The 21,336-nt window shown below is 69.5% G+C and carries 18 protein-coding genes and 1 tRNA gene; 9 read left to right on the forward strand and 10 right to left on the reverse strand.

The annotated features are described in order from the left end of the window. Together atpA and ACFE7F_RS07830 are read right to left on the reverse strand one after the other, a co-directional pair. A partial coding sequence (atpA, locus tag ACFE7F_RS07825; RefSeq protein ID WP_375403292.1) for a F0F1 ATP synthase subunit alpha occupies positions 1-1,015 on the reverse strand: 1,015 nt, incomplete at its 3' end. A gap of 30 nt (positions 1,016-1,045) precedes the next feature. Then, positions 1,046-1,630: a F0F1 ATP synthase subunit delta gene (locus ACFE7F_RS07830; protein WP_375403293.1), complete on the reverse strand. Its 585-nt coding sequence runs from the start codon at positions 1,628-1,630 to the stop codon at positions 1,046-1,048. A gap of 260 nt (positions 1,631-1,890) precedes the next feature. Between ACFE7F_RS07830 and ACFE7F_RS07835 the strand changes: the two genes are divergently transcribed. The 6 genes from ACFE7F_RS07835 to ACFE7F_RS07860 all read left to right on the forward strand — a co-directional run bounded on the left by ACFE7F_RS07835 (position 1,891) and on the right by ACFE7F_RS07860 (position 7,248). After that, positions 1,891-2,145 carry a type II toxin-antitoxin system Phd/YefM family antitoxin gene (locus ACFE7F_RS07835; RefSeq protein ID WP_375403294.1) on the forward strand — a complete coding sequence of 85 codons (255 nt, stop codon included), beginning with the start codon at positions 1,891-1,893 and terminating at the stop codon, positions 2,143-2,145. After that, complete coding sequence (locus ACFE7F_RS07840; protein WP_375403295.1) at positions 2,142-2,408, forward strand: Txe/YoeB family addiction module toxin; 267 nt, start codon at positions 2,142-2,144, stop codon at positions 2,406-2,408. Before ACFE7F_RS07835 ends, ACFE7F_RS07840 begins: the two co-directional genes overlap by 4 nt. A gap of 87 nt (positions 2,409-2,495) precedes the next feature. Continuing rightward, positions 2,496-3,530, forward strand: a complete 1,035-nt coding sequence (locus ACFE7F_RS07845; protein ID WP_375403296.1) for a bifunctional transcriptional activator/DNA repair enzyme AdaA — start codon at positions 2,496-2,498, stop codon at positions 3,528-3,530. A 97-nt stretch (positions 3,531-3,627) separates the two neighbouring features. After that, positions 3,628-5,160, forward strand: coding sequence for a CpaF family protein (locus ACFE7F_RS07850; RefSeq protein WP_375403297.1), 1,533 nt, complete (start codon positions 3,628-3,630; stop codon positions 5,158-5,160). Between the two features lie 25 nt (positions 5,161-5,185). Beyond that, positions 5,186-6,385, forward strand: a complete 1,200-nt coding sequence (locus ACFE7F_RS07855) for an aspartyl protease family protein (RefSeq protein ID WP_375403298.1) — start codon at positions 5,186-5,188, stop codon at positions 6,383-6,385. A 65-nt stretch (positions 6,386-6,450) separates the two neighbouring features. After that, the gene (locus ACFE7F_RS07860) at positions 6,451-7,248 is read left to right on the forward strand and encodes a class I SAM-dependent methyltransferase (RefSeq protein ID WP_375403299.1); all 798 of its coding nucleotides are present in this window, start codon (positions 6,451-6,453) and stop codon (positions 7,246-7,248) included. 148 nt (positions 7,249-7,396) lie between these two features. On the opposite strand, the gene phaR is transcribed toward ACFE7F_RS07860, so the two are convergent. Beyond that, on the reverse strand, positions 7,397-7,942 hold the full coding sequence (gene phaR, locus ACFE7F_RS07865; protein ID WP_375403300.1) for a polyhydroxyalkanoate synthesis repressor PhaR: 546 nt from the start codon (positions 7,940-7,942) through the stop codon (positions 7,397-7,399). Positions 7,943-8,231: 289 nt separating this feature from the next. Here phaR and ACFE7F_RS07870 point away from each other — a divergent pair, with 289 nt between their 5' ends. Beyond that, positions 8,232-12,146, forward strand: coding sequence for a TonB-dependent receptor domain-containing protein (locus ACFE7F_RS07870; RefSeq protein ID WP_375403301.1), 3,915 nt, complete (start codon positions 8,232-8,234; stop codon positions 12,144-12,146). A gap of 48 nt (positions 12,147-12,194) precedes the next feature. On the opposite strand, the gene alr is transcribed toward ACFE7F_RS07870, so the two are convergent. The 4 genes from alr to ACFE7F_RS07890 all read right to left on the reverse strand — a co-directional run bounded on the left by alr (position 12,195) and on the right by ACFE7F_RS07890 (position 17,358). Further along, on the reverse strand, positions 12,195-13,238 hold the full coding sequence (alr, locus tag ACFE7F_RS07875; RefSeq protein WP_375403302.1) for an alanine racemase: 1,044 nt from the start codon (positions 13,236-13,238) through the stop codon (positions 12,195-12,197). A gap of 19 nt (positions 13,239-13,257) precedes the next feature. After that, positions 13,258-14,868: an MFS transporter gene (locus ACFE7F_RS07880; protein WP_375403303.1), complete on the reverse strand. Its 1,611-nt coding sequence runs from the start codon at positions 14,866-14,868 to the stop codon at positions 13,258-13,260. 150 nt (positions 14,869-15,018) lie between these two features. Then, the gene (locus ACFE7F_RS07885; RefSeq protein ID WP_375403304.1) at positions 15,019-17,091 is read right to left on the reverse strand and encodes a TonB-dependent receptor; all 2,073 of its coding nucleotides are present in this window, start codon (positions 17,089-17,091) and stop codon (positions 15,019-15,021) included. A gap of 75 nt (positions 17,092-17,166) precedes the next feature. Further along, entirely contained in the window at positions 17,167-17,358 is a 192-nt protein-coding gene (locus tag ACFE7F_RS07890) for a hypothetical protein (protein WP_375403305.1), read from the reverse strand. A gap of 274 nt (positions 17,359-17,632) precedes the next feature. Between ACFE7F_RS07890 and ACFE7F_RS07895 the strand changes: the two genes are divergently transcribed. After that, positions 17,633-18,850 carry an MFS transporter gene (locus tag ACFE7F_RS07895; RefSeq protein WP_375403306.1) on the forward strand — a complete coding sequence of 406 codons (1,218 nt, stop codon included), beginning with the start codon at positions 17,633-17,635 and terminating at the stop codon, positions 18,848-18,850. A gap of 1 nt (position 18,851) precedes the next feature. Here the strand turns inward: ACFE7F_RS07895 and ACFE7F_RS07900 are convergent. Together ACFE7F_RS07900 and cpdR are read right to left on the reverse strand one after the other, a co-directional pair. After that, positions 18,852-18,926, reverse strand: a tRNA-Val gene (locus ACFE7F_RS07900). A 43-nt stretch (positions 18,927-18,969) separates the two neighbouring features. Further along, entirely contained in the window at positions 18,970-19,344 is a 375-nt protein-coding gene (gene cpdR / locus ACFE7F_RS07905; protein WP_375403307.1) for a cell cycle two-component system response regulator CpdR, read from the reverse strand. 135 nt (positions 19,345-19,479) lie between these two features. Between cpdR and ACFE7F_RS07910 the strand changes: the two genes are divergently transcribed. Next, positions 19,480-20,325: an N-formylglutamate amidohydrolase gene (locus tag ACFE7F_RS07910; RefSeq protein WP_375403308.1), complete on the forward strand. Its 846-nt coding sequence runs from the start codon at positions 19,480-19,482 to the stop codon at positions 20,323-20,325. A gap of 206 nt (positions 20,326-20,531) precedes the next feature. On the opposite strand, the gene ACFE7F_RS07915 is transcribed toward ACFE7F_RS07910, so the two are convergent. Beyond that, a complete protein-coding gene (locus ACFE7F_RS07915; protein ID WP_375403309.1) occupies positions 20,532-21,302 on the reverse strand; it encodes a SapC family protein in 771 nt (256 codons plus the stop codon). Between the last annotated feature and the right edge of the window lie 34 nt (positions 21,303-21,336).

Genomic DNA, 21,336 nt, shown 5'->3' on the forward strand with positions numbered 1-21,336 from the left:
GGATGTAGGCCGACACGTCGCCCGCCTGCGTCTCGATGATCGGCAGCGCGGTCAGGGAGCCGCCCCCGTTCACGTCCGACATCTTGGCCGCGCGCTCGAGCAGGCGCGAATGGAGGTAGAACACGTCGCCGGGATAGGCCTCGCGGCCCGGCGGCCGGCGCAGCAACAGCGACATCTGGCGATAGGCGACCGCCTGCTTCGACAGGTCGTCATACACGATGAGGGCGTGCATGCCGTTGTCGCGGAAATACTCGCCCATCGCGCAACCGGTGTAGGGGGCAAGGAACTGGAGCGGCGCGGGATCGGACGCGGTAGCGGCGACGATGATGGAATATTCCATCGCCCCGTTCTCCTCCAGCGTGCGGACGAGCTGGGCGACCGTCGAGCGCTTCTGCCCGACCGCGACATAGACGCAGTAAAGCTTCTTGGACTCGTCGGTTCCGGCGTTCACGGCGCGCTGGTTGATGAAGGCGTCGATCGCGACGGCGGACTTGCCCGTCTGGCGGTCGCCGATGATCAGCTCGCGCTGACCCCGGCCGACGGGAACGAGCGCGTCGATGGCTTTCAGGCCCGACTGCATCGGCTCGGAGACCGACTGGCGCGGGATGATGCCGGGCGCCTTCACCTCGACGCGGCTGCGCTGGTCCGACACGATCGGCCCCTTGCCGTCGAGCGGATTGCCGAGGCCGTCCACGACGCGGCCGAGCAGCCCGCGACCGACGGGAACATCGACGATCGTGCCGGTGCGGCGGACGACATCGCCTTCCTTGATCTGCGCGTCCGACCCGAAGATCACGCAGCCGACGTTATCGGCCTCGAGATTGAGCGCCATGCCCTGCACGCCGCCCGGGAACTCGACCATCTCGCCCGCCTGGACGTTGTCGAGGCCGTAGATGCGCGCGATGCCGTCGCCCACCGACAGCACCTGCCCGGTCTCGGAGACTTGAGCCTCCGAACCGAAATCGGCGATCTGGGCCTTGATGATCGCCGAGATCTCGGCGGCGCGGATATCCATGGTCTAGCCTTTCCGACGGCGAAAGCGCCGTCAGCCTTTCATTTGGTTGGCGAGGGTATTCAGACGGGTGCGGATCGAGCTGTCGATCATTTGGCTGCCGATGCGGACGACTAGGCCGCCGAGCAGTTCGGGATTGACGGCGAGATCGACCGAGACCTCGCGGCCCAGACGCAGGCGGAGCTGCTGCTTGAGCTCGGTCACCTGATCGTCGGTCAGCGGGTGAGCGGAGGTGACCTCCGCGTTCGTCTCGCCGCGGTGGCGCGAGGCGAGCGTACGGAACGCGCGTACGATCTTGGGGAGCTCGGCCAAGCGGCGATTCGCGGCGAGGACGCCCAAGAAGTTCGCGGTCGTCGCATCGACGCCCAGCGGTTCGGCCGCGGCCTTGACCGCGCGCCCGGCCTGCGCGCGCGAGATGACGGGGCTGGTCGTCAGGCGGCGGAAGTCGTCCGACTGCGCCACGGCGTCGCGGACGCGAAGCAGGCTTCGCTCCGCAATGTCGATCGCCTTGGCGTCTCGCGCGAGCTCGAACAGCGCGACGGCGTAGCGGCCGGCGAGGCTCGCCTGAATGTCGCCGCCCACATTACCGCCGCTGATGTTACCGCCGGATGCCTCCACGCGATCCAATTCCCTGTATGATCAGCCGGTTGATCCCGTGCGGACAGGGCGCACGAAGACGCCTCGGCACGAGTTGGCGAGCGGCTAGCATGAGGGGTCGGATGTTGCAACAATGCGGGCGGTGGACGCTGTCCCACCCGCTGATCTCGCGTGTTATCCAGATCCCGTACGGCTTGTGCAACGTCGATATGGCCGCCGGCCATGAACGCTCGCATACCAAGTGGATTGACATTGTACCGGTAGTTGTGCAGTTTAGGCTTATGGATGTACTTACCTACTCTGACACGCGGGCGAATCTTAAGGCCGTGATGGACCGCGTCGTCGAGGATCACGCTCCCGTCGTGATCGCGCGCCAGAACGGCAAGCCAGTGGTGATGGTCTCGCTGGAAGATTGGTCGGCGAAGGAGGAGACGGAGTATCTTATGTCCTCGCCCGCCAACGCCCGCGCGCTTCGCGAAGCCATAGCGCGAATGGACGCGGGTGAGGGCGTCGAGCACGACCTGATCGATCCGTGAAGCTGACGTGGGACGAGCCGGCCTGGCTAGACTATGTCGCTTGGCAAGGTGAGGATGCCAAGATTGCGGTCAGGATCAACGTGCTCATCCGCGAATGCCTGAAGACACCCTTCGCAGGTACAGGCAAGCCCGAGCCGCTTCGGCACGAACTGAAGGGTTATTGGTCGCGCCGGATCACCGCCGAGCACCGGTTGATCTATCGCGTTTCGGGCACCGGCAAGACACAGAGCCTGGAAATTATCCAATGTCGCTTGCACTACTGAACGAGCTCCATCCGACGATGTCGAACTGCGCGCTTTGATCGCAAGGCGCGGGATGCGCCGGCGAACGGGATGCGGCAGAACGTCCGCATGACGCATCCGATCGACCTCGACGCCGCATGGGCCGCCTTCGACGCGCGCGACCGATCCGCCGATGGGCGCTTCGTCGTCGCGGTCAGGACCACGCGCATCTATTGCAAGCCCTCCTGCCCCGCACGGCGACCCAAGCGAGAGAATGTCGAGATGCTCGGCGACGGCCCGGCGGCGCGGGCGGCGGGGTATCGCGCGTGCCTGCGGTGCCGGCCAGACGACGGCGCACGCGATGCGGAGGCGGTGGCGCGCGCGGTGGAACTGCTCGGGGAGGCGACCGAGCCGACGCCGCTCGCGGTGCTGGCGGAGCGGGTGGGCTATGCGCCGCACCATTTCCAGCGCCTGTTCACGCGGGCGCTGGGGGTCAGCCCCGCCGCCTATGCCAGAGGCTTGCGGGCGGAACGCGCGACGGCGGCGCTGAACCGGGAGGGAAGCGTGACGGAGGCGATCTACGAGGCGGGCTATTCGGGGCCGAGCGGCTTCTACGCGCAGGCCGCACCCCGGCTGGGCATGACGCCGGCGCGGGCGCGGGCGGGCGGCGCGGGCACGTCCATCGGATGGGTGGTGGTCGGCACGAGCCTGGGGCCGCTGCTGGTCGCCGCGACCGAGCGGGGCCTGTGCCGCGTGGCGTTCGAGGAGACGCCGGACGCGCTCGCCCGGCGATATCCGCAGGCGGCGATCGCGCCCGGCGGGGCGGAGCTGGCCGGGCTGGCCGCGCGGGTGATCGAGCTGGTCGAGCGGCCGACAGCGGGCGGCGCGGACGAACTGCCGATCGACGTGCGCGGCACCGCGTTCCAAGAGGCGGTGTGGGCCGCGCTGAAGGCGATCCCGCCCGGCGAGACGCGCAGCTACGCCGAGCTGGCGGCGGCGGCCGGCAACCGCCGAGCGGTGCGCGCGGCGGGATCGGCGTGCGGGGCCAACCCGCTGGCGGTGGTCGTCCCGTGCCACCGGGTGCTGCGCACCGGCGGCGGCGCGGGCGGATACGCCTGGGGCGTCGAGCGCAAGCAGGCGCTCATCGAACGCGAACGGGGCTGATCAGTCGAAAGCCGTGCGAGCGCCAGCCAGGCTTGGTTAGGCGGATGTAAAGCCTTGCGCCCTACCCCGTCCCGACGATCGAGGGGACCAAGCTGACATGAGTGCGTTCGGGCGTCGCGGCGGAATGACCGGGGGACAAGCGTCCCGCACCGCCTTCGGGGTCGCTAAGCCGATGCAGGGCGGCGGCCCCTCCCCGCGTCCCGAGGCGGACGGCGGCGACCAGTTCCCGCCGCTGGACACCGTCGGGCTGCCCGGCGGAATCGAGGCGGAGGCGGGCGGCCTGTCCGGGCTGCAAGGCGACGCGATGCAGCGGCTGGCCGACCGCCAGAACGCCAGCGGCGATGCGGGCAACAGCAAGATGGAGGGGTTCGAGGCCTCCATCCACAAGATCAAGGAACAGGTCCTTCCCCGGCTGCTGGAGCGCGTGGACCCGGAAGCGGCGGCGACGCTGGGCAAGGACGAGCTGGCCGAGGAGTTCCGGCCGATCATCGGCGAGGTCTTGGCCGAGCTGAAGCTGACGCTCAACCGGCGCGAGCAGTTCGCGCTGGAAAAGGTGCTTGTCGACGAACTGCTGGGGCTTGGGCCGCTCGAGGAGCTGCTGGCCGACCCGACCATCACCGACATCATGGTGAACGGACCCGAACAGACCTACATCGAGCAGAAGGGCAAGCTGATCCTTGCGCCCATCCAGTTCCGCGACGAGGAGCATCTGTTCCAGATCGCGCAGCGGATATGCAACTCGGTCGGCCGACGCGTCGACCAGACCACCCCGCTCGCCGACGCGCGGCTGAAGGACGGATCCCGCGTCAACGTGATCGTGCCGCCACTGTCCCTGCGCGGCACCGCGATCTCCATCCGTAAATTCTCGGCCAAGCCGATCACGCTCGACATGATGGCGGGCTTTGGATCGATGAGCCCGAAGATGGCGACCGCGCTCAAGGTCGCGGGGGCGAGCCGGTTCAACATCGTCATCTCGGGTGGCACCGGCTCGGGCAAGACGACGATGCTGAACGCCCTGTCCAAGATGATCGACCCGGGCGAGCGCGTGTTGACGATCGAGGACGCGGCCGAGCTCCGGCTCCAGCAGCCGCACTGGCTGCCGCTCGAGACCAGGCCCGCCAACCTGGAGGGCCAGGGCGAGATCACGATCCGCGACCTCGTCAAGAACTCGCTGCGGATGCGGCCCGACCGGATCATCCTGGGCGAAATCCGCGGGTCGGAGTGCTTCGACCTGCTCGCCGCGATGAATACGGGCCATGACGGGTCGATGTGCACGCTCCACTCCAACTCCCCGCGCGAGTGCCTGGGCCGCATGGAGAACATGGTGATGATGGGCGACATCAAGATGCCCAAGGAAGCGATCAGCCGCCAGATCGCGGACTCGGTCGACCTCGTCGTCCAGGTCAAGCGCCTGCGCGACGGATCGCGGCGCGTGACCAACATCACGGAGGTGATCGGCATGGAGGGCCCGGTGATCGTCACGCAGGAGCTGTTCAAGTTCGAGTATCTCGAGGAGTCGGCCGACGGCAAGATCATCGGCGAATACCGCGCGATGGGCTTGCGGCCCTACACGCTCGACAAGGCGCGGCAGTTCGGGTTCGACCAGGCGTTCCTGGAGGCTTGCCTCTAGTACCCGCGCCCGACATGCCGGGCGCATGCACCGGCTTCTCCCGCTCGCGGCGCTCCTGATCGCCGCGCAGTCGCCCGGGCCCAAGCCGCCCGTGCCGATCGCGAGCCGCGATCCCGGGCGCTTCGCGATCGCCCCGGACGCGGAGGCGCGGTGGGTTCCGTTCGATCTGACGCCGGGCAACCAGGTCCGCTTCATCATGACGGTCGACGGCCGGCCCGCCACCGCGATCCTCGATACGGGCGTCAGCTTTTCCGTGCTGTCGCGCGGGTTCGCGGGGCTCGAGCCCAAGCGCGTGCGGGCCGGGGGCGAGGCGAGCACGATCGGCGGGGCGGTGCCGATCGGCTGGGTCCCGACCGCCGTGCTGGAGCTGGGCGGGGTGACGCGCACGGGCGGCGGGCTGGTGGTGGCGACGCTGCCCGCGCTCGCGACCGGAAGCGCCGCGCCCGTCGACCTGCTGGTCGGCCGCGACCTGCTGGCGCGCCACGCACTCGATATCGACTATCCGGGGAGGCGATTCCGGCTGCTGCCATCCGGGCGGCTGCCGTTCCGGGGTGCGGTCGCGCCGCTCCGCGTGTCGGCGACGCGGCGGGTGTACGAGACCGAGCTTCGCCTGGGCGGGCGGCGCGTCCGCCCGGTGATCGTCGATACGGGCGACGGATCGCCCGTGACCGTCACCCGCGCGCACTGGCAGGCGGTCAGCCTGGCGGTGCTGCCGACGACCAGCGCGCTGTCTTACGGGTTGGCGGGACCGGTGATCCACGATCTCGCGATCGCGCCGGAGATCGGGCTGGGCGCGCTGACGATCCGGAACGTCGAGGTCAGGATCGAGCCGGCGGACGGCTTTTCGGGCAAGGTCGGGGTGGCGGGGCGGATCGGGAGCGGGCTGTTCGGCAGGCGGCGCGTGCTGCTCGATCCGGGCGCGGGGCGGATGGTGTTCGGCCCCGGGCCCGCGGTCGACGTAGGGCCGGTGCGCTCCACGAGCGGGTTGCTGGTCGGCATCCTGCCCGACCGCTTGCGGGTGCTGCATGTGATGCGCAGCGGCCCGGCCGCCGCGAGCGGGTGGAAGGACGGCGACCTGATCTGCGCGGTCGACAGCGTTCCCGTGACCGCCGCCTATCCGGCGAGCCCGCAGGCGCGGTGGACGGTCGGCGATCCGGGACGGGTCGTTGCCTTACGCACCTGCGCGGGGGTCGAGCGGTCACTGACGCTCAAGCGGTTCTATTGAGGCCGTGGTTGCGCGCTCGGGCGGTCCGGGGCATGCTCCGCGACACTATTCAGGAGGCCAAGCCCATGTCCCGTTTCGTCGCGCTCGCCTGCATCGCCGCCGCCGTGACCGGGGGCGCGGTGGCCCAATCGACCCGCCCCAACGCCGCGATCGCCGCGGCCGTCGCGTCGGACGCGCGCACCCCGGCCAACCGCGAGCGCGACCGGTACCGGCACCCGGCCGAGACGCTCGCCTTTTTCGGGGTGAAGCCGACCGACACGGTGGTCGAGTTCATCCCCGGCGGCGGATGGTACACCGAGATCCTGGCGCCGATGGTGAAGGGCCGGGGGAACTACGTTGCGCTGGTGCCGATGTCGCAGGGCGACCGCACGCGCACGATGCTGGCGGGCAAGGCGGCGCAGTTCGGCGCGGCGCGCGTCGAGACGGTCGACATGGCCGCGGGCACGACGACGATGGCCCCGGGCACCGCCGACGTGGTGCTGACCTTCCGCAACGTCCACAACCTCACGATGCAGGACAATGCGGCGGTGCCGGCCAATGCGTTCAAGACCTTCTTCGCGGCGCTCAAGCCCGGGGGCACGCTCGGGATCGTCGACCACCGCCTGCCCGAGGACAAGGATACCGCGCTGGAGAAATCGAGCGGTTACCTCAAACGGTCGACGGTGGTGCGGCTGGCGACCGCGGCGGGTTTCCGGCTGGCGGGCGAGTCGCCGGTCAACGCCAACCCGCGCGACACGCACGACCATCCGGAAGGCGTATGGACGCTGCCGCCCAATTACCGGTTGAAGGACGTCGACCGCGCGAAGTACGCCGCGATCGGCGAAAGCGACCGCATGACGCTGAAGTTCGTCAAGCCGCGTTGACGACAACCCTCTCCCGCTTTTGCGGGAGAGGGACAGGCGCGTGAGCGCCAGGGTGAGGGGCGGGCCTCTCTCGGGTAGGCCCGCCCCTCACCCTCGCCGCGGCTGCGCCGCGTCTTTCCCTCTCCCGCAAAAGCGGTAGAGGGTTTGGTTATGCCGTCAGCTCGTCCACCTTCGCCTGCAGTCGGGCGAGTTCGGCCTTGAGCGCGGCGATCTCGCGGTCCTTCGCGCCGGGGGCCGAGACACGGGCGGCGGGGGGCTGGAACGCCGACGTCGCCGCTTCGAACATCGCCATGTTGCGCTGGACGAGCTCGGCGAAGGGTGATCCGGCCCACGCGCCCTCGACCGCCGAGCGGAACTGGTCCTGGTTACGCTTCAGGCTGTCGAGCGAGGCGGACAGATAGCCCGGCACGACCGAGTGCATCGACCCGCCATACATCGCGATCAGCTGGCGCAGGAAGTCGACCGGAAGCATCGTCTCGCCCCGGCTCTCCTCCTCCATGATGATCTGGGTGAGAATGTTGTGGGTGATGTCCTCTTCCGTCCGCGCGTCCACGACCTTGAAGTCGCGCCCCTCGCGAGTCATCACGGCGAGGTGCTCGAGCGTGATGTAGGATGAGGACTCGGTATTGTAGAGCCGCCGGTTCGCGTATTTCTTGACGACGGCCACCCCGTCGCCGGCATTCTGCTTCTTCATGATCGGCGGTCCCAAGGTTCGGGCAGAGCGTAGGCCGAACGCTACCGCGCTGCAACATTCGCCCCGGCCGGACGGACGAGCGGGCGGGAACCGTCCGAGCCGCCGCGGACACCGGCCTGACCCGATATGAAACATATGGTCAAGAAACTGTAACCCGTGCGCAACAGTCGACTACGAAACGCCCTGTAATCATCACCTTACGCTTGTGCGAACCCGCCCGGTGCCGTTCATCATTCTTTCACTGGGATGAACGGACGCAGGGTCCGGTCCCGTGGGGACGTAAACAAACATGAACATCACTCGCTTGCTGGGCGCGACGGCGTTGGTCGGTTCTCTGTTCGTGGCGCCGGCGGTTTGGGCGCAGGCTGCGCCGAATGTTTCCAACCCGACGACCGGAACCGAAGCCACCCAGGAGACTACGACCGCCGAGGAGGATCAGCAGGTCAGCGCGGACGGCGAGGAGCGCGGCGGCAACGAGGTGATCGTCACCGGATCGCGCATTCCGCGGCCCGAGACCGACGGCGTGCTGCCGGGTGTCCAGGTCGATTCTACCCAGATCGTCGCTCGCGGCTTCACCAATGCGATTGAAATCCTGAACGACATCCCGCTGGTCGGCCCTGGCGCGTCCCCGCTCGGCAATAACGGCGGGCAGGCTGCGAGCCTGGGCGCAGGCTTCGCGGACCTTCTCGACCTAGGTACATCGCGCACGCTCACGCTGGTCAACAACCGCCGGTTCGTGTCGGGCAATGCGGCGTCATTGTTTGTGGCCGACAATTCGACCGGCAGCCAGGTGGACGTGAACGGTATCCCGGCATCGCTGATCCAGCGCGTGGACGTGCTGACCGTCGGCGGCGCGGCGGCGTACGGATCGGACGCTATCGCGGGCGTGATCAACTTTATCCTGAAGGACAATTTCGAGGGTCTCGAGATCGGCGGCCTAGCGGGCGTGACGACGCGGGGCGACGCGGGTCAGCAGCAACTCCGCGCGCTGGCCGGACGCAACTTTATGGACGATCGCGGCAACGTGACCCTGTCGTTCGAGTACAACCACAATGACGGGCTTCAGGCCGACTCGCGTGATTTCCGGCTGCGCCGTGCGTCGACGCTGGTCAACGGAAACTTCTTGAACGGCGGCGTCCGCAACCCCGCATTCGGCTCGGCAATCATCGACGTCCAGAACACCAATAACGGCGCGTTCCTGCGCGCGACCGACGACGGCCAGCCCGCGACCAGCGTGGGCGAAGGTTTGGTCAACCAAACGCTCAGCTTCAACGGCACCATTCTCAACACGCTCGCGGCTCCGCCCGCCTATTACACGCCCCTGACGCAATCGATCGGCGGCGCGGTCGCGACGAGCAACTTCATCGCGTTCCGCAACGGCCTAGGCGCGGTCGGCCAAAACTTCGCGGGCAACACGCTCGCGGGAACGCCGACCACCGTCACCGGACCCACCAATCAGCTCTTCTTCAACACCGGCGTCCAGTTGGTCCAGGGCGCCCCCGGATCGACGCTGATCGGCGGCACGGGGTTGAACGGCCGCGCCACGCCGATTGCCGGCCTGCCGATCACGACCTTCGCGCCGACCGCGCTGCCCGCGGGCGTCACGGCGGCGCAGGTCTTCACGCAGTTCGGCGTGACGCCGCCAGCGGGCGCGACCACGGCGCAGTCGACCGCGCTCGCCATCAACGTCCTCCAGGCGAACCGTCCGACCGCGCGCGAGTTCTTCGCGGCTAATCCGAACGTAAACGTCAACGCGTTCATCGGCACGTTCATCCCCGGCGTCCCACGCGTCGCCAATACCGACACGACCCCTGTCAGCGTCCGCTCGAACCAGGGCGGCGGAACCGTGCAGGTGCCGCTGAACCAAGTGCTCCCATTCCTCGCGGTGCCGCTGGAGTTCACCGAGGGCGGCCAGGTGCGGCCCTACACGGCCGCGTCGATCACGCCGACCACGCAGGCCACGATCGCGCAAGCCCCGGGGTCCGACGGCGGCTTCCTCCGCTCGATCGAGAACATCGTGCTGCGCGTTCAGCAGGACCGCTATATCGGCAACTTCTTGGGCAAGTTCGACCTGACGGACGAGGTGACGTTCTTCACGGAAAATCAGTACGCCCGCACCAAATCGGTAGCGCTCCAGAACAGCCCCAGCCAGAACTTCCTGTCCACGGGCGCGGAGAACGCCGGACTGGTGGTCAATGTCGACAACCCGTTTCTCGACGCATCGGACCGCACGGCGCTGAACGCGGTCGGCATCAACGCGGCGACGCGCGGCGGCACGTTCGTCGTGACCCGGCAGAACCAGGACATCTTCGGCGATAATCCTGTCAGCAACGATGCGGAAACCTACCGCTTCGTCGGCGGTGCCCGGTCTAACTTCAATTTGTTGGGGCAGCGTTGGAACGCGGAGGTGTCGGCCACCTACGGCCGCGCTAAGCAGAAGACGCGCACCACCCAGATCAACGACATTGAGTACCAGTTGGCGCTCGACGCGGTCGACCAGGGACTGGCGACAACAGGTGTGGCAAACGGCAACATAGTCTGCCGGTCGCAGCTGTTCCCGGCGCAGTATCTCGGGCGCACCCCGATCGGCACCGTCGCCAACCTGACGCGCCAGCCCGGCGCGGACGGGTTGCCGACCGAGGTGCTGTTCACCCCGACGATCACCCAGGCGCAGATCAACGCGTGCGCGCCGCTCAACCCGTTCGGTTACAACCAGATGTCGGAGGCGTCGAAGCAGTATGTCCGTCAGGACAATCTGTTCACCAACGTCGGCGAGCAGATTTTCCTTCAAGGAACGTTCGGCGGCGGGCTGTTCGAACTGCCGGGCGGCTTGGTATCGTTCGCGGCGGCGGCCGAATACCGCAAGGAGAAGCTCGACTTCCGCACCGACGCCCTCAACCAGCTCGGGCGCGGGCGCTCCGCTCCTTCGGCGCAGACCCGCGGCCAGATCGAGGCGTACGAGGTCGGCGGCGAGGCGCGCATTCCGATATTCGGGGGTGATTTCGGCCTGGGCGAGCTGGAGTTCAATCCGGCGGTCCGTGTGTCCAAGCAGGACGGCAGCTCGGCCGCGTTCCGCAACCTGGCCGGTCAGGTCGTCAGGCCGGAATCGAAGGGCGACGCCGCGACCATCTATTCGCTGGCGGGCAATTTCCGGCCGATCCCCGACATCACGATCCGCGGCAACTATACCAAGTCTATCCGCCAGCCGTCGGTGGTGGAGCTGTTCCTGGGAGGCCAGCCCGCCTTCGCCGCGCCGACCGATCCGTGCGGTCCCGCTCAGATCACGGGCGGCGCGAGCGCCGAGCGGCGGCGCGCCAATTGTCGCGCGGCCGTGATCTCGCAGGGGATAGCCGCCGACGCGACTACTGCGGACGCATTCCTGGCGACGTTCCTACCCAACGCCGCCGCCCTTCCGGGCAGCTTTTCGGGTGCCGCGGGCCTGTCGCCGGAGCGGGGCACGAGCTGGACGGCGGGCGCGGTGCTGGCGCCGCGTTTCGCGCCGGGCTTCAGCCTGTCGGCGGACTACATAAACCTGAACCTGCGGAACATCATTCAGCCGACCAACCTCGCCCAGGCGCTGCAATTCTGCTATGACAGCGCGACGTTCCCGGACACGGGGCCGCAGACGGGCGCCAACACCTGTGGCTTCTTCACGCGCAACGCGGCCGATTTCCAGGTCGCGCCGGGCTTCGCGTCGGGGTTCATCAATCTGTCGGCGGTGAAGCTGCGGGCGGTCAATATCTCCGGCCGCTACTCGTTCGAGCTGCCGCAGAACCTTGGACAATTCACGATCCGGGGCAACGGCTATCACCTTATCCGTTTCGAGGAGTCGGCCGCAGGCAACTTCACCGACGGTCTCGAGACGGCAGGGACCTTCACCCGGCCGCAGTGGGAGGCTCAGCTTTCCGGCCGGTACGAGAAGGGGGCGTTCTACACGCAGCTGACCTATAATTTCGACGCCAAGACCAAGCTGTTCACCAACGGCGCGCCGTCCACGATCGAGAACTTCCCCGACATCCGCTTCGATAGCGTGAACCTGTTCGACCTCACGGTCGGCGCGGACCTGAACGATCGGTTCCGGCTGCAGGCGACCGTGATCAACCTGACCGACAAGAATTATGCGGGCTCGAACGGGTTGGCGCAGGGGGCGTTCGTCGACCAGATCGGGCGGCGTATTCAAATTTCCACGAATCTGCGCTTCTGATCGGACCGACTTACCTGTGGGCCGCTCCCGAGAGGGGGCGGCCCTTTTCTACGTCCAGACCCGGTCATACCGATCACCCAAACCCGTCAGCAGCTCGTATTGCGACAGCCCTGTCGTCGCGCTCGCGGCGGGAAGAATGTAGGTGATCTCGACCCAGTCGCCCTCGCGCACATCCGGCGCGGCGGTGGCGTCGATGGCGAGCAGGTCCATCGATACGCGGCCGATGACGGGCAGCTCGGCTCCGTCCAGCCTCGCCGTGCCGCGGTCGGAGAAGGCTCGCCCGTAGCCGTCGGCGTAGCCGATGTTGAGGATCGCCACTGCCGTGTCGACGCGCGCGGTCCAGGTGGCGTTGTAGCCGACCGTCTCGCCCGCGGGGACCAGGCGGCGCTGGATCACCTGTGCTTCCGGGCGGACGACGGACAGGAGATCGCCCGCCATGTCGGGGCGGGGCACGCCGCCATAGAGCGCGAGGCCCGGGCGGGTCAGGTCGAACCGGTACGCCTCCCCGAGCGCGATGCCTGCCGAATTGGCGAGGCTGAGGCGGCGTGCGGCGGTGCGGCCGGCGAGTGCGGCGAGCGCGGCGCGCTGGCGCTCGTTCATCGCCGCTGCTTCGCCTCCGTCCTCCTCGGCGCGGGCGAGGTGGCTCATGAGCGTGTCGACCTCCAGGCCTTCGACCATCCCGCCCGCGACGTCGGCGACCGACAGGCCGAGGCGGTTCATGCCGGTATCGACCATCGCGTCGCACGGACCGCCCCCCGCCGCCCGCCAGCGCGCGACCTGGGCCGGGGTGTTCAGCACCGGGCGCGCGATGCCGGAGAGCGCGGCACCCATGTCCTCCTCGCGGACGCCGTGGAGGACCGCGACGGACAGGCCGAGCGGGGCGAGCCGCTCCGCCTCCCGCCAGTTCGACACGAAGAAGTCGCGGCACCCGGCCTCGGCCAACCGCCGCGCGACCTCGGTCGCGCCCAGGCCGTAGCCGTCGGCCTTGACCGCCGCGCCGCATGCCGCGCTGCCGCTCAGCCGGGCGAGCGTGCGCCAGTTGGATTGCAGGGCGTCGGTGTCGAGGCGGAGGCGTAAGGGGGCGGCAGTCACGCGCGCGCCGTTACCGCGATCACCCCGGCGACGCCACCGCGGGCTCCTCGCGCAGGCCGAACGCGGTCACGACCAGCGCCATCGCGACCACCGCCATCGTGTACCAAAGCCCCGCGAACGGATCGCCCGTCCTGGCGACGATATACTGGCTGATGAAGGGCAGGAAACCGCCGAAATAGCCTGTGCCGATATGGTAGGGGATCGACAGCGAGCTGTAGCGGATCGCGGGCGGGAACATCTCCGACAGCAGCGCGGCGACAGGGCCGTAGGTGATCCCCGACAGCGCGCCGAGCGACAGGATCGCGAGCAGGATCACGGCGATGCTCCCCGCCGACGGCGTGACGGGGGTGAGGTCGTAGCCCGCCCGCGCCAACGCCGCGTCGAGCCCGGCGGGGCTGCGGTCGGCGATCGCCTCGCCGCCGATCGACACGACCGTCGCGGGGGTGCGGCGCTTCTCGTACGCGACGCCCTTCTTGGAGAAATAGTCGAGCAGGCGGCCGCACTCGTCCGCCTGTTTCGCGGCGAACGGGCTGTAGGCGCAGGCGGGGCCCGACACGATCACCGGCGCGCGTGCCGCGGCGCGGGCGAGGCCGGGATTGGCGGCCTGCGCGATTGCCCAGAAGATCGGGAACAGCAGCACGAGCGTCAGTGCGTAGCCCCACACGATCGGCTTCTTGCGCCCGATCCGGTCGGACAACCGCCCGAACAGCACGAACCAGAACAGGCCCGCCGCGGCGCCCACCCCGACCAGCAGCTGCGCCGCCGTCTCCTCGACGCGCATGGTGGTCTGAAGGAACGACAGGACGGTGAACATCGCGGTATACCAGATCACCGTCAGCCCGGCGGCGATGCCGAACAGCGCGACGGCCATGCGGCGCAGGTTGCCGGGATAGGTGAAGCTCGCCTTGATCGGATTGGCGGCGACCTCGCCTGCTTCCTTCATGCGCTTGAAGACGGGGCTCTCGGACAGCTTGACGCGCATCCAGAGCGAGATGGCGAGCAGCACGACCGAGAACAGGAACGGCAGCCGCCAGCCCCACTCGTTCCATGTCTCGGTCGGGAGCAGCCCCTTGGTCAGCAGCACGACGACGAGCGACAGGATGAACCCGCCGACCACGCCCGCCTGGATGAAGCTGGTGTAGAAACCCGACTTGCCCGGCGGCGAATGCTCGGCGACGTAGATCGCGGCGCCGCCATACTCGCCGCCGAGCGCCAACCCTTGCGCGATGCGGAGCAGGATGACGATGACGGGCGCGGCGTAGCCGATCGCGGCGGCCGACGGCACCAGCCCGACCCCGGCGGTCGCGACGCCCATCAGCGTGATCGTGACGAGGAAGGTGTATTTGCGCCCGAGCCGGTCGCCCAGATATCCGAACAGCACCGCGCCGAGCGGGCGGAAGCCGAACCCGACCGCGAAGCCCGCCCAGGCGAGCAGCGTCTGGATGACGGCGTTGTCGCCGGGAAAGAAGGTGCGCCCGATGATGCCGCTGGCGGCGAGCGTGCCGTAGATGAAGAAGTCGTACCATTCGAACACCGTGCCCAGCGACGAGGCGGTGATGACGAGCTTGATGTCGGACGGTGACGGCTCGCTCGCGGCTTCGCCGGCGACGATCGGTGCTGCTTGGTTCATCTTCTCTCCTCCGACCGGTTTAGCGGGCGCGGAGGCGGGGGCAAGACCGGCTCGGTGCCCGGCGGGTACCGGCCTCCCCTTCTCACCCCGTCGCCGGGAATCCTTCACGAGCCGGCGCCGATATGCCGGCGAGCGAGCGCTGTATGAAGGTCAGCGCAAGCGGAGGCCGATCCACAGCGTGCGCGGGGTCGCGCGCTCGATCAGGTCCGCGCCGGTGATCGCCGCCTCGATGCGCTCGTCGGCCAGGTTCTCCGCGCGCGCCTCGACCGCCAGCCGGGCGGTGAGCGGCCACGCGGCGTAGGCGTCCAGCGTCGTCGCGGGCGCGAGGCGGCGGGTGTTGGCGTCGTCGTCCCACTGCCCGCCCGCATGGCGGAGCGTGAGCGACGCGGCGCGGTCGCCTGCGCGCCACGAAACGCTCCCCGCGATCTGGTCGCGCGGGGTCTGCGCCGGGCGCAGGCCGTCCAGCGCCGCCGCCGCGCCGGACGCGTCCACGCGGGCGTCGACCCGGCTCCAGGACAGCCGCGTCGCCACCGGGCCGAGTTGCCAAGCCGCGTCGACCTCCAGCCCCGTGCTGCGGACCGCGTCCAGGTTGCGGCGGATGCGGTAAACGCCGTTCGCGCCGACGAAGCCGACCAGCGGGAACTGCCCCGGCCCCGCGCCCGCGGTCACATTGGCGATCGCGTCGGCCAAGCGGTTGTGGAACACCGTCGCGCCGATGCTTAGCCCGGGGAGCGGGGTCAGCGTCGCGCCGCCCTCGACGCCGGACAACTGCTCGGGGCCGAGCGCGGCGTTGGGGCCGTTCGCGTCCGCGCCGACACGGAACGGGCGGTAGAGCTCGTTGAGCGTCGGCAGCCGCCACCCGCGATAGGCGGCGGCGCGCACGGTGGCGGCGTCGTCCACACGCCAGGCGAGCCCGGCGCGGCCGGTCGCCTCCGTGCCGTCGCGGTCGGGAAAGCGCAGATCGGTCACGCCCACGCCCGTCGCGAGCGTCCGCTCGACCAGCCGCCCGCGCGTGATCGTCCAGCGGTCCACACGTCCACCCAGCGCCAGCGTGAACGCGCCGGCCTCGACGCTCCCATCCGCGAATAGCCCGGCGGTGCGGGTGCGCCCGCCCGCGACGCGGCGGCGCGTCGGTGCGCCCGCTACGAAGGTGGCCAGCTCCTGGCTCTCGCCCTCCAGACCGCGCAGGTCCACGCCGACCCGAAGCGATAAAGTGCGTCCCAGCGGCGGCGCGATCTCGATGCGGCCGCCGATCCCGGTCGCGGGTGTGGAATATTGATCGAGCGTCCGAGTCGCCGTCGTGCGCGCCGCGTCGATCGCGGCGAAGCTCGACCGGAAATCGCGCGTCTGGACATAGGCGAGCGCCGAGAAGCCCCACCGCCCGTGCCCGACCAGCCGAACGCTGGCGTCCGCGCCCCGGCTGCGGTTGTCGGTGAAGGGCGTCCCCCGCTCCCGCCGGTCGTCGAACGCCGTGACGTTCGCCTGAAGCTCCGTTGCGGGCGCGACCTCCACGGCCGCGCGGATCGCGCCCGACGCTTGCTCGTAGGCCGCCGGGCGGTCGACCGACCCGCGCGCGGCGCGGACGATCGGGGTGAAGCCGTCACCGCGCCCGTACGCGCCCGACAGCGTGGCGAAGCCACCGCCGCGCTCCAGCGTCGCCGCACCTTGCGCCTCCAGCGAGTCGCGCGAGCCGTAGCTGACCGCGCCGTCCAAGCCGCCGAGTTCGCCGGGCGTCGCGCTCTCCAGCTCGACCGTGCCCGCCAGCGCACCCGGTCCCCAATATCCGCTGCCGCCGCCGCGGGTCACCTTGATCCGGCCGAGCCGCCCGGTGGCGTAGGCCGGGAACGCTATCCAGCCGCCGAACGGGTCGGCCTGCGGCACCCCGTCGAGGATGAGCAGCGCGCGGCTCGACGCATTGCCGCCGATCCCGCGCAGCGTGATCCCTTGGGCAGTCGGGTTGGCGCTGCGCGAATCGGAGCGGCGGAACTGCTGCAGGCCAGCGACCTCGCCCAGCACGCTTTCCAGCCGCCGAGCCGCATTCTCCTCCAACCGCGCGCGGTCGATCACGACCACCCCGAACGCACGGTCCGCGGGCGCGTCGGCCAGTCCGCGTCCGGTGACGACGATGTCGTCGGGCGGCGGCGCGGTCGGGGGCGGCGCGGTTTGGGCGGCGAGCGGTGCGGCGCACCCGGCGAGCAGGAGGAGGGGACGGGCGAGCGGCAAGACGATGATGACCTGGAAGCGCGGGGAGAGTGTCTCCTCCTATCTTTAGGACAAACGGAGTCGAAACCGGTTTGTTCAGCAGTCGCTCGTCAGCGGGTCGGCGTGGATCGCCGACGGATAGCCTGAGCGGTAGATGTCGCGCACTTGTGCCGGAGAAGCGAGCGCGTCGCCCTGGTCGACGCCGTCCGTCGTGCCGCCGTCGCCCACGAAATGCTTGGCGGTTGCGATCACTTCGTCGCCGCGCAGGTAGCCGGGGGGGCTGGGCACGCTCTGCAACCCCTTCCCCAATCGCCTTGGCATAACTCGCGACGATCGAGGGTCCAGCGGCGGCGTCGCGACGCGCGGCCAGGGCGCGGGTCGGGCGCGCTCGGCTGGCTGCGCGATCGACACACCGCGTGCGAGCAACATGCCCGCGCGCAGCAGCCCGCTCCGCCACCTGCACGACCCGTTCCGCATCGTCATCCCCCCTCCCCCGCTCGCCCGATCCCTGGACAGGGATCACCGACATTGCCTTGTCGGAACGGATGCGGCCTATGGACGCATGTTTCGATCGGCCGCGCCCGCTGACCACGACCGGCGGTCCCAGCGCTTCCTACGGGTCCTCGCGCTGGCCAATGCGGGCGGGGTCGTCGCCTATCTGCCGCTGCTGACCCTGCTGCTCCCGCTCAAGGTCGAGGAGGTCGCCGCCGACGCGCGGCTCGGGCTGCTGACCGCCATCTCGCTCGCGGGCGCGGTCGCGGCGTCGCTGTCCAACATCGCGTTCGGCATGCTGAGCGACCGCGCCGTAGCGCGCGGCGGATCGCGTCGGGGTTGGATCGCGGCGGGCGCCGTGCTGACCGCCGTTAGCTATGGCGCGGTCGGAGCGGCGCGGACGCCGGGCGGGCTGCTCGCGGCCATCGTGCTGTTCCAGGTCGCGGTCAACGCGCTGCTCGCGCCGCTGACCGCGACGATGGCGGACGAGGTACCCGACGATCAAAAGGGCACGGCGGGCGGGCTGCTGGCGTTCGGCGGCCCGATCGCCTCGGCGATATCCGCGTTGCTTGTCGGAATGAGCGCCCTGAACGGGAACGGCCGGCTGCTCGTCATCGTCCTCGCCTTTTCCGTCATGCTCCTGCCGCTCCTGCTCACCCCGGCCCGCGCCGTGCTTGCAGGGGCGGTAACTGGTGGCGGCAGGCGGCCCGGGCGGCGCGACCTGGTCTTCGCCTGGACCGGGCGGCTGCTCGTCCAGGTGCCTGGCGTCGTGCTGTTCGCCTATCTGCTGTTCTACTTCCGCACCGTCGCGCCCGGCGCACCGGGCGAGCGCGTCGCGGCCTGGACGAGCACGCTCCTCGCCTGCTCGTTCGCGGCGAGCGTGCCGCTGGCGCTCGCCGCGGGCGTCGCGTCCGACCGGTTCGGCGCGCGCAAGCTGTTTTTGGCAGCGGCGGCCGTCGCGACCGCGGCGGGGCTGGCGGTCATGGCCGTCGCGCGCGACTGGTGGCCGGCGGCGGCGGGCTTCGCGCTGTACGCCTGTGGGAGCGCGACCTTCCTCGGGCTCAACACCGCCCACGCGATGCAGCTGCTGCCGTCGCCCGATCGGCGCGGCCGCGATCTCGGGCTGCTCAACCTGGCCAATACAGCACCCGCGCTGATCGGCCCGGCGCTCGCCTGGACGCTGGCAACCGCCACGGATTTCCGCACGTTGCTGTTGGTGCTCGCCGCGAGCGCGCTCGCCGGGGGTGTCGTCACGATCCTGATCGGGAGGGGGCCGTCCCGGGCTTGAATGGTGGGCGTGGCAAGGATTGAACTTGCGACCCCTGCGATGTCAACACAGTGCTCTACCACTGAGCTACACGCCCACAACCGCGCACCTAGCGGGGCGGCCCCCGCCGCGCAAGCGCCCTAGTTCAGCCCGGCCTGGTCCTGTTCGAACATCCGGTCGACCTCCATCACCAGGTCGCGCAGGTGGAACGGCTTGGACAGCACGCGCGCCTGCGGCATCGCGCGCCCGGCCTTGAGCGTCACGGCGGCAAAGCCGGTGATGAACATGACCCGCAGGTTCGCGCACATCTCGCCCGCCTTCTGCGCGAGCTCGATCCCGTCCATTTCGGGCATGACGATGTCGGTGAGCAGCAGATCGAACTCCTGCGTCTCCAGCAGCGGGATCGCCGCCGTGCCCCGGTCGACCGCGACCACGCTGTAACCCGACCGCTCGAGAGCGCGCGTCAGGTACTCGCGCATGACCTGATCGTCCTCGGCCAACAATATCCGGATCATCGAAAGCCCAATCCCGAAGGCGCCCCGACGCGCCCTTATCTCAAGCCCCGCCTAGCGCAGGATTGGTTAAGATTTCCAGTGCCGTCGCCCGCCCGTCCCGTTGCCGCGCCCGCGCCCGCGCCCTACCGTTCCGAAATGGAGCCGAGCTTCGAAGTGTGGGGCGACCTGTCCCGGCCGGCGAGCCCGGTCATACTGTCGGTGCCGCATGCCGGCCGCGTGTACCCCGCCGCCATGCTGCCGCTTCTCCGCACGCCGCTCGCCGGCCTGCGCGCGCTCGAGGACCGTCATGTCGACGCCGTCGCGCTCGCGGCGCGGGCCGGACGGACGGCCCTGGTGCAGCGGATCGCCCGCGCCTGGATCGACCTCAACCGCGGCGAGGACGAGCGTGATCCCGCGGTTGACGAAGGAGCTAATCCCGCGCCCGCGCCGTCCGGCTCGGCCAAGCTGCGCAGCGGCCTGGGGCTCGTCCCCCGGCGCGCGTCCGCCACCGGCGAGATCTGGCGGCGCAAGCTGTCCGACGCCGACGTGCGCGCGCGCATCGCGGAGGCGCACCGGCCCTATCACCAGGCGCTGGAGGCCGCACTCATGGCGGCCCGAGCGCGGTTCGGCGTCGCGGTGCTGCTCGACCTGCATTCGATGCCGCCGCTCGGGAACGGCGCGGCGCAGGTGGTGATCGGCGACCGGTTCGGCCGCGCCGCCGGGGGGCGCTTCGTCGCCAGGGCGGAGGGCGCGGCGACGCTGCACGGCGTCCGCGTGTCGCTCAACAGCCCCTATGCGGGCGGGCATGTGCTCGACCGACACGCCGCGCCGATGCGGGGCATCCACGGGCTCCAGCTCGAACTCGACCGGACGCTCTATCTCGACCGCCGGCTCGACCATCCCGGCCCCGGCCTCGCCGGAGCGGTGCGCCTGGTCGAGGCGATCATCGGCGCGCTGGAGGACGAGGCGCTGTCCGGCGGCTTGGCGCAGGCCGCCGAATGACGACGGCCCGATAAAAAACCACCCTACGCGATCGAACGCGCAGGGTGGCCCAGGTTCAGGGAGGAGACGCGCTCAAAGCGCGTCGTGCGGGGCCCGCGAAAGGGGGAAACACGGACACCGCACCGATACGATCTAGGGACCGCATCGGCCGGTACAACCCGTCAATGTCCAAGGCGTTCCGAAAAAGTTAACGCCAGCGTTTTCCGTCAGTTGGGAAGCTGCGGCAGCGCCTGCGGCATCTGTCCCAGCTGGATCTGGCGTGCGAAGATCTCACGCATCAGCGATAGCGAGAACAGGTGGGCGTAAAGCAGCGGCAACATCCCCGACTTGCCCATCTTGCGCATCTGGTCGCCGCGCAGATCGGCCAGCTTCTCCTCGTTGATCATCTGAAAGCCGCGGTAGACGAAGGGCTGGGCCGCGCCGTCGGGCTGTATGGTGACCTCGCCGTCCATCAGCAGCTCGGTCTCCTTCAGCTCCTTCATGAAGGCCTGCGTGCGTCCGCCCGCCTGTTCGAACGTCTCGTTGAATTGCAGGATGGCCTTGGTCGCCTCGCTCGGCTGCCCGTCCGAAAACAGCGGCTCGCCATCATCGAACGCGCCGATCGAGTCGGCGGTCGGGTCGAAACACAGCGACAGTTCCTGCGCGTCGGGACGTAGCCGGGCCAGCATGTAGGGATAGCGACGGATATAGGCGGGAACGTAGAAGGTCGTGTCGCGAAGCTTGCCCTCGTCGTCGATGAAGACGTTGACGCCCTCGTTCAGGCCCATCAGCGCGATCGGCACGCTTTCCTCGCCGACCGAAAAGACGATGGGCATGTGGCGCTGCACCAGCGGGAACTCGTCCACCGTGATGGGAACGGCGTGCTGGCCGATCAGGAACGGCGCGCTGTCCTGCGGGCGGACGCGCCAGGTTGCGTGCGTCTCGCTCGAAAGCGGCTCGAGCCCGTTATAGAAGAGCGGAAGCGGCGCGCTGGCCATGTGGTCGGTACTCCAGGAGGGGGCGGCAGTGGGT

Source organism: uncultured Sphingomonas sp. (assembly GCF_964235535.1).
In the GTDB taxonomy this organism is placed as follows: domain Bacteria; phylum Pseudomonadota; class Alphaproteobacteria; order Sphingomonadales; family Sphingomonadaceae; genus Sphingomonas.

Excerpts from the sequence above, each read along its gene's own strand:
- ACFE7F_RS07880 (WP_375403303.1), bottom strand. The coding sequence starts at position 14,868 with ATGAACCAAGCAGCACCGATCGTCGCCGGCGAAGCCGCGAGCGAGCCG.
- ACFE7F_RS07845 (WP_375403296.1), top strand. The coding sequence starts at position 2,496 with ATGACGCATCCGATCGACCTCGACGCCGCATGGGCCGCCTTCGACGCG.
- ACFE7F_RS07895 (WP_375403306.1), top strand. The coding sequence starts at position 17,633 with ATGTTTCGATCGGCCGCGCCCGCTGACCACGACCGGCGGTCCCAGCGC.
- cpdR (WP_375403307.1), bottom strand. The coding sequence starts at position 19,344 with ATGATCCGGATATTGTTGGCCGAGGACGATCAGGTCATGCGCGAGTAC.
- ACFE7F_RS07910 (WP_375403308.1), top strand. The coding sequence starts at position 19,480 with ATGGAGCCGAGCTTCGAAGTGTGGGGCGACCTGTCCCGGCCGGCGAGC.
- ACFE7F_RS07915 (WP_375403309.1), bottom strand. The coding sequence starts at position 21,302 with ATGGCCAGCGCGCCGCTTCCGCTCTTCTATAACGGGCTCGAGCCGCTT.
- ACFE7F_RS07860 (WP_375403299.1), top strand. The coding sequence starts at position 6,451 with ATGTCCCGTTTCGTCGCGCTCGCCTGCATCGCCGCCGCCGTGACCGGG.
- ACFE7F_RS07870 (WP_375403301.1), top strand. The coding sequence starts at position 8,232 with ATGAACATCACTCGCTTGCTGGGCGCGACGGCGTTGGTCGGTTCTCTG.
- ACFE7F_RS07850 (WP_375403297.1), top strand. The coding sequence starts at position 3,628 with ATGAGTGCGTTCGGGCGTCGCGGCGGAATGACCGGGGGACAAGCGTCC.
- ACFE7F_RS07835 (WP_375403294.1), top strand. The coding sequence starts at position 1,891 with ATGGATGTACTTACCTACTCTGACACGCGGGCGAATCTTAAGGCCGTG.
- ACFE7F_RS07855 (WP_375403298.1), top strand. The coding sequence starts at position 5,186 with ATGCACCGGCTTCTCCCGCTCGCGGCGCTCCTGATCGCCGCGCAGTCG.
- phaR (WP_375403300.1), bottom strand. The coding sequence starts at position 7,942 with ATGAAGAAGCAGAATGCCGGCGACGGGGTGGCCGTCGTCAAGAAATAC.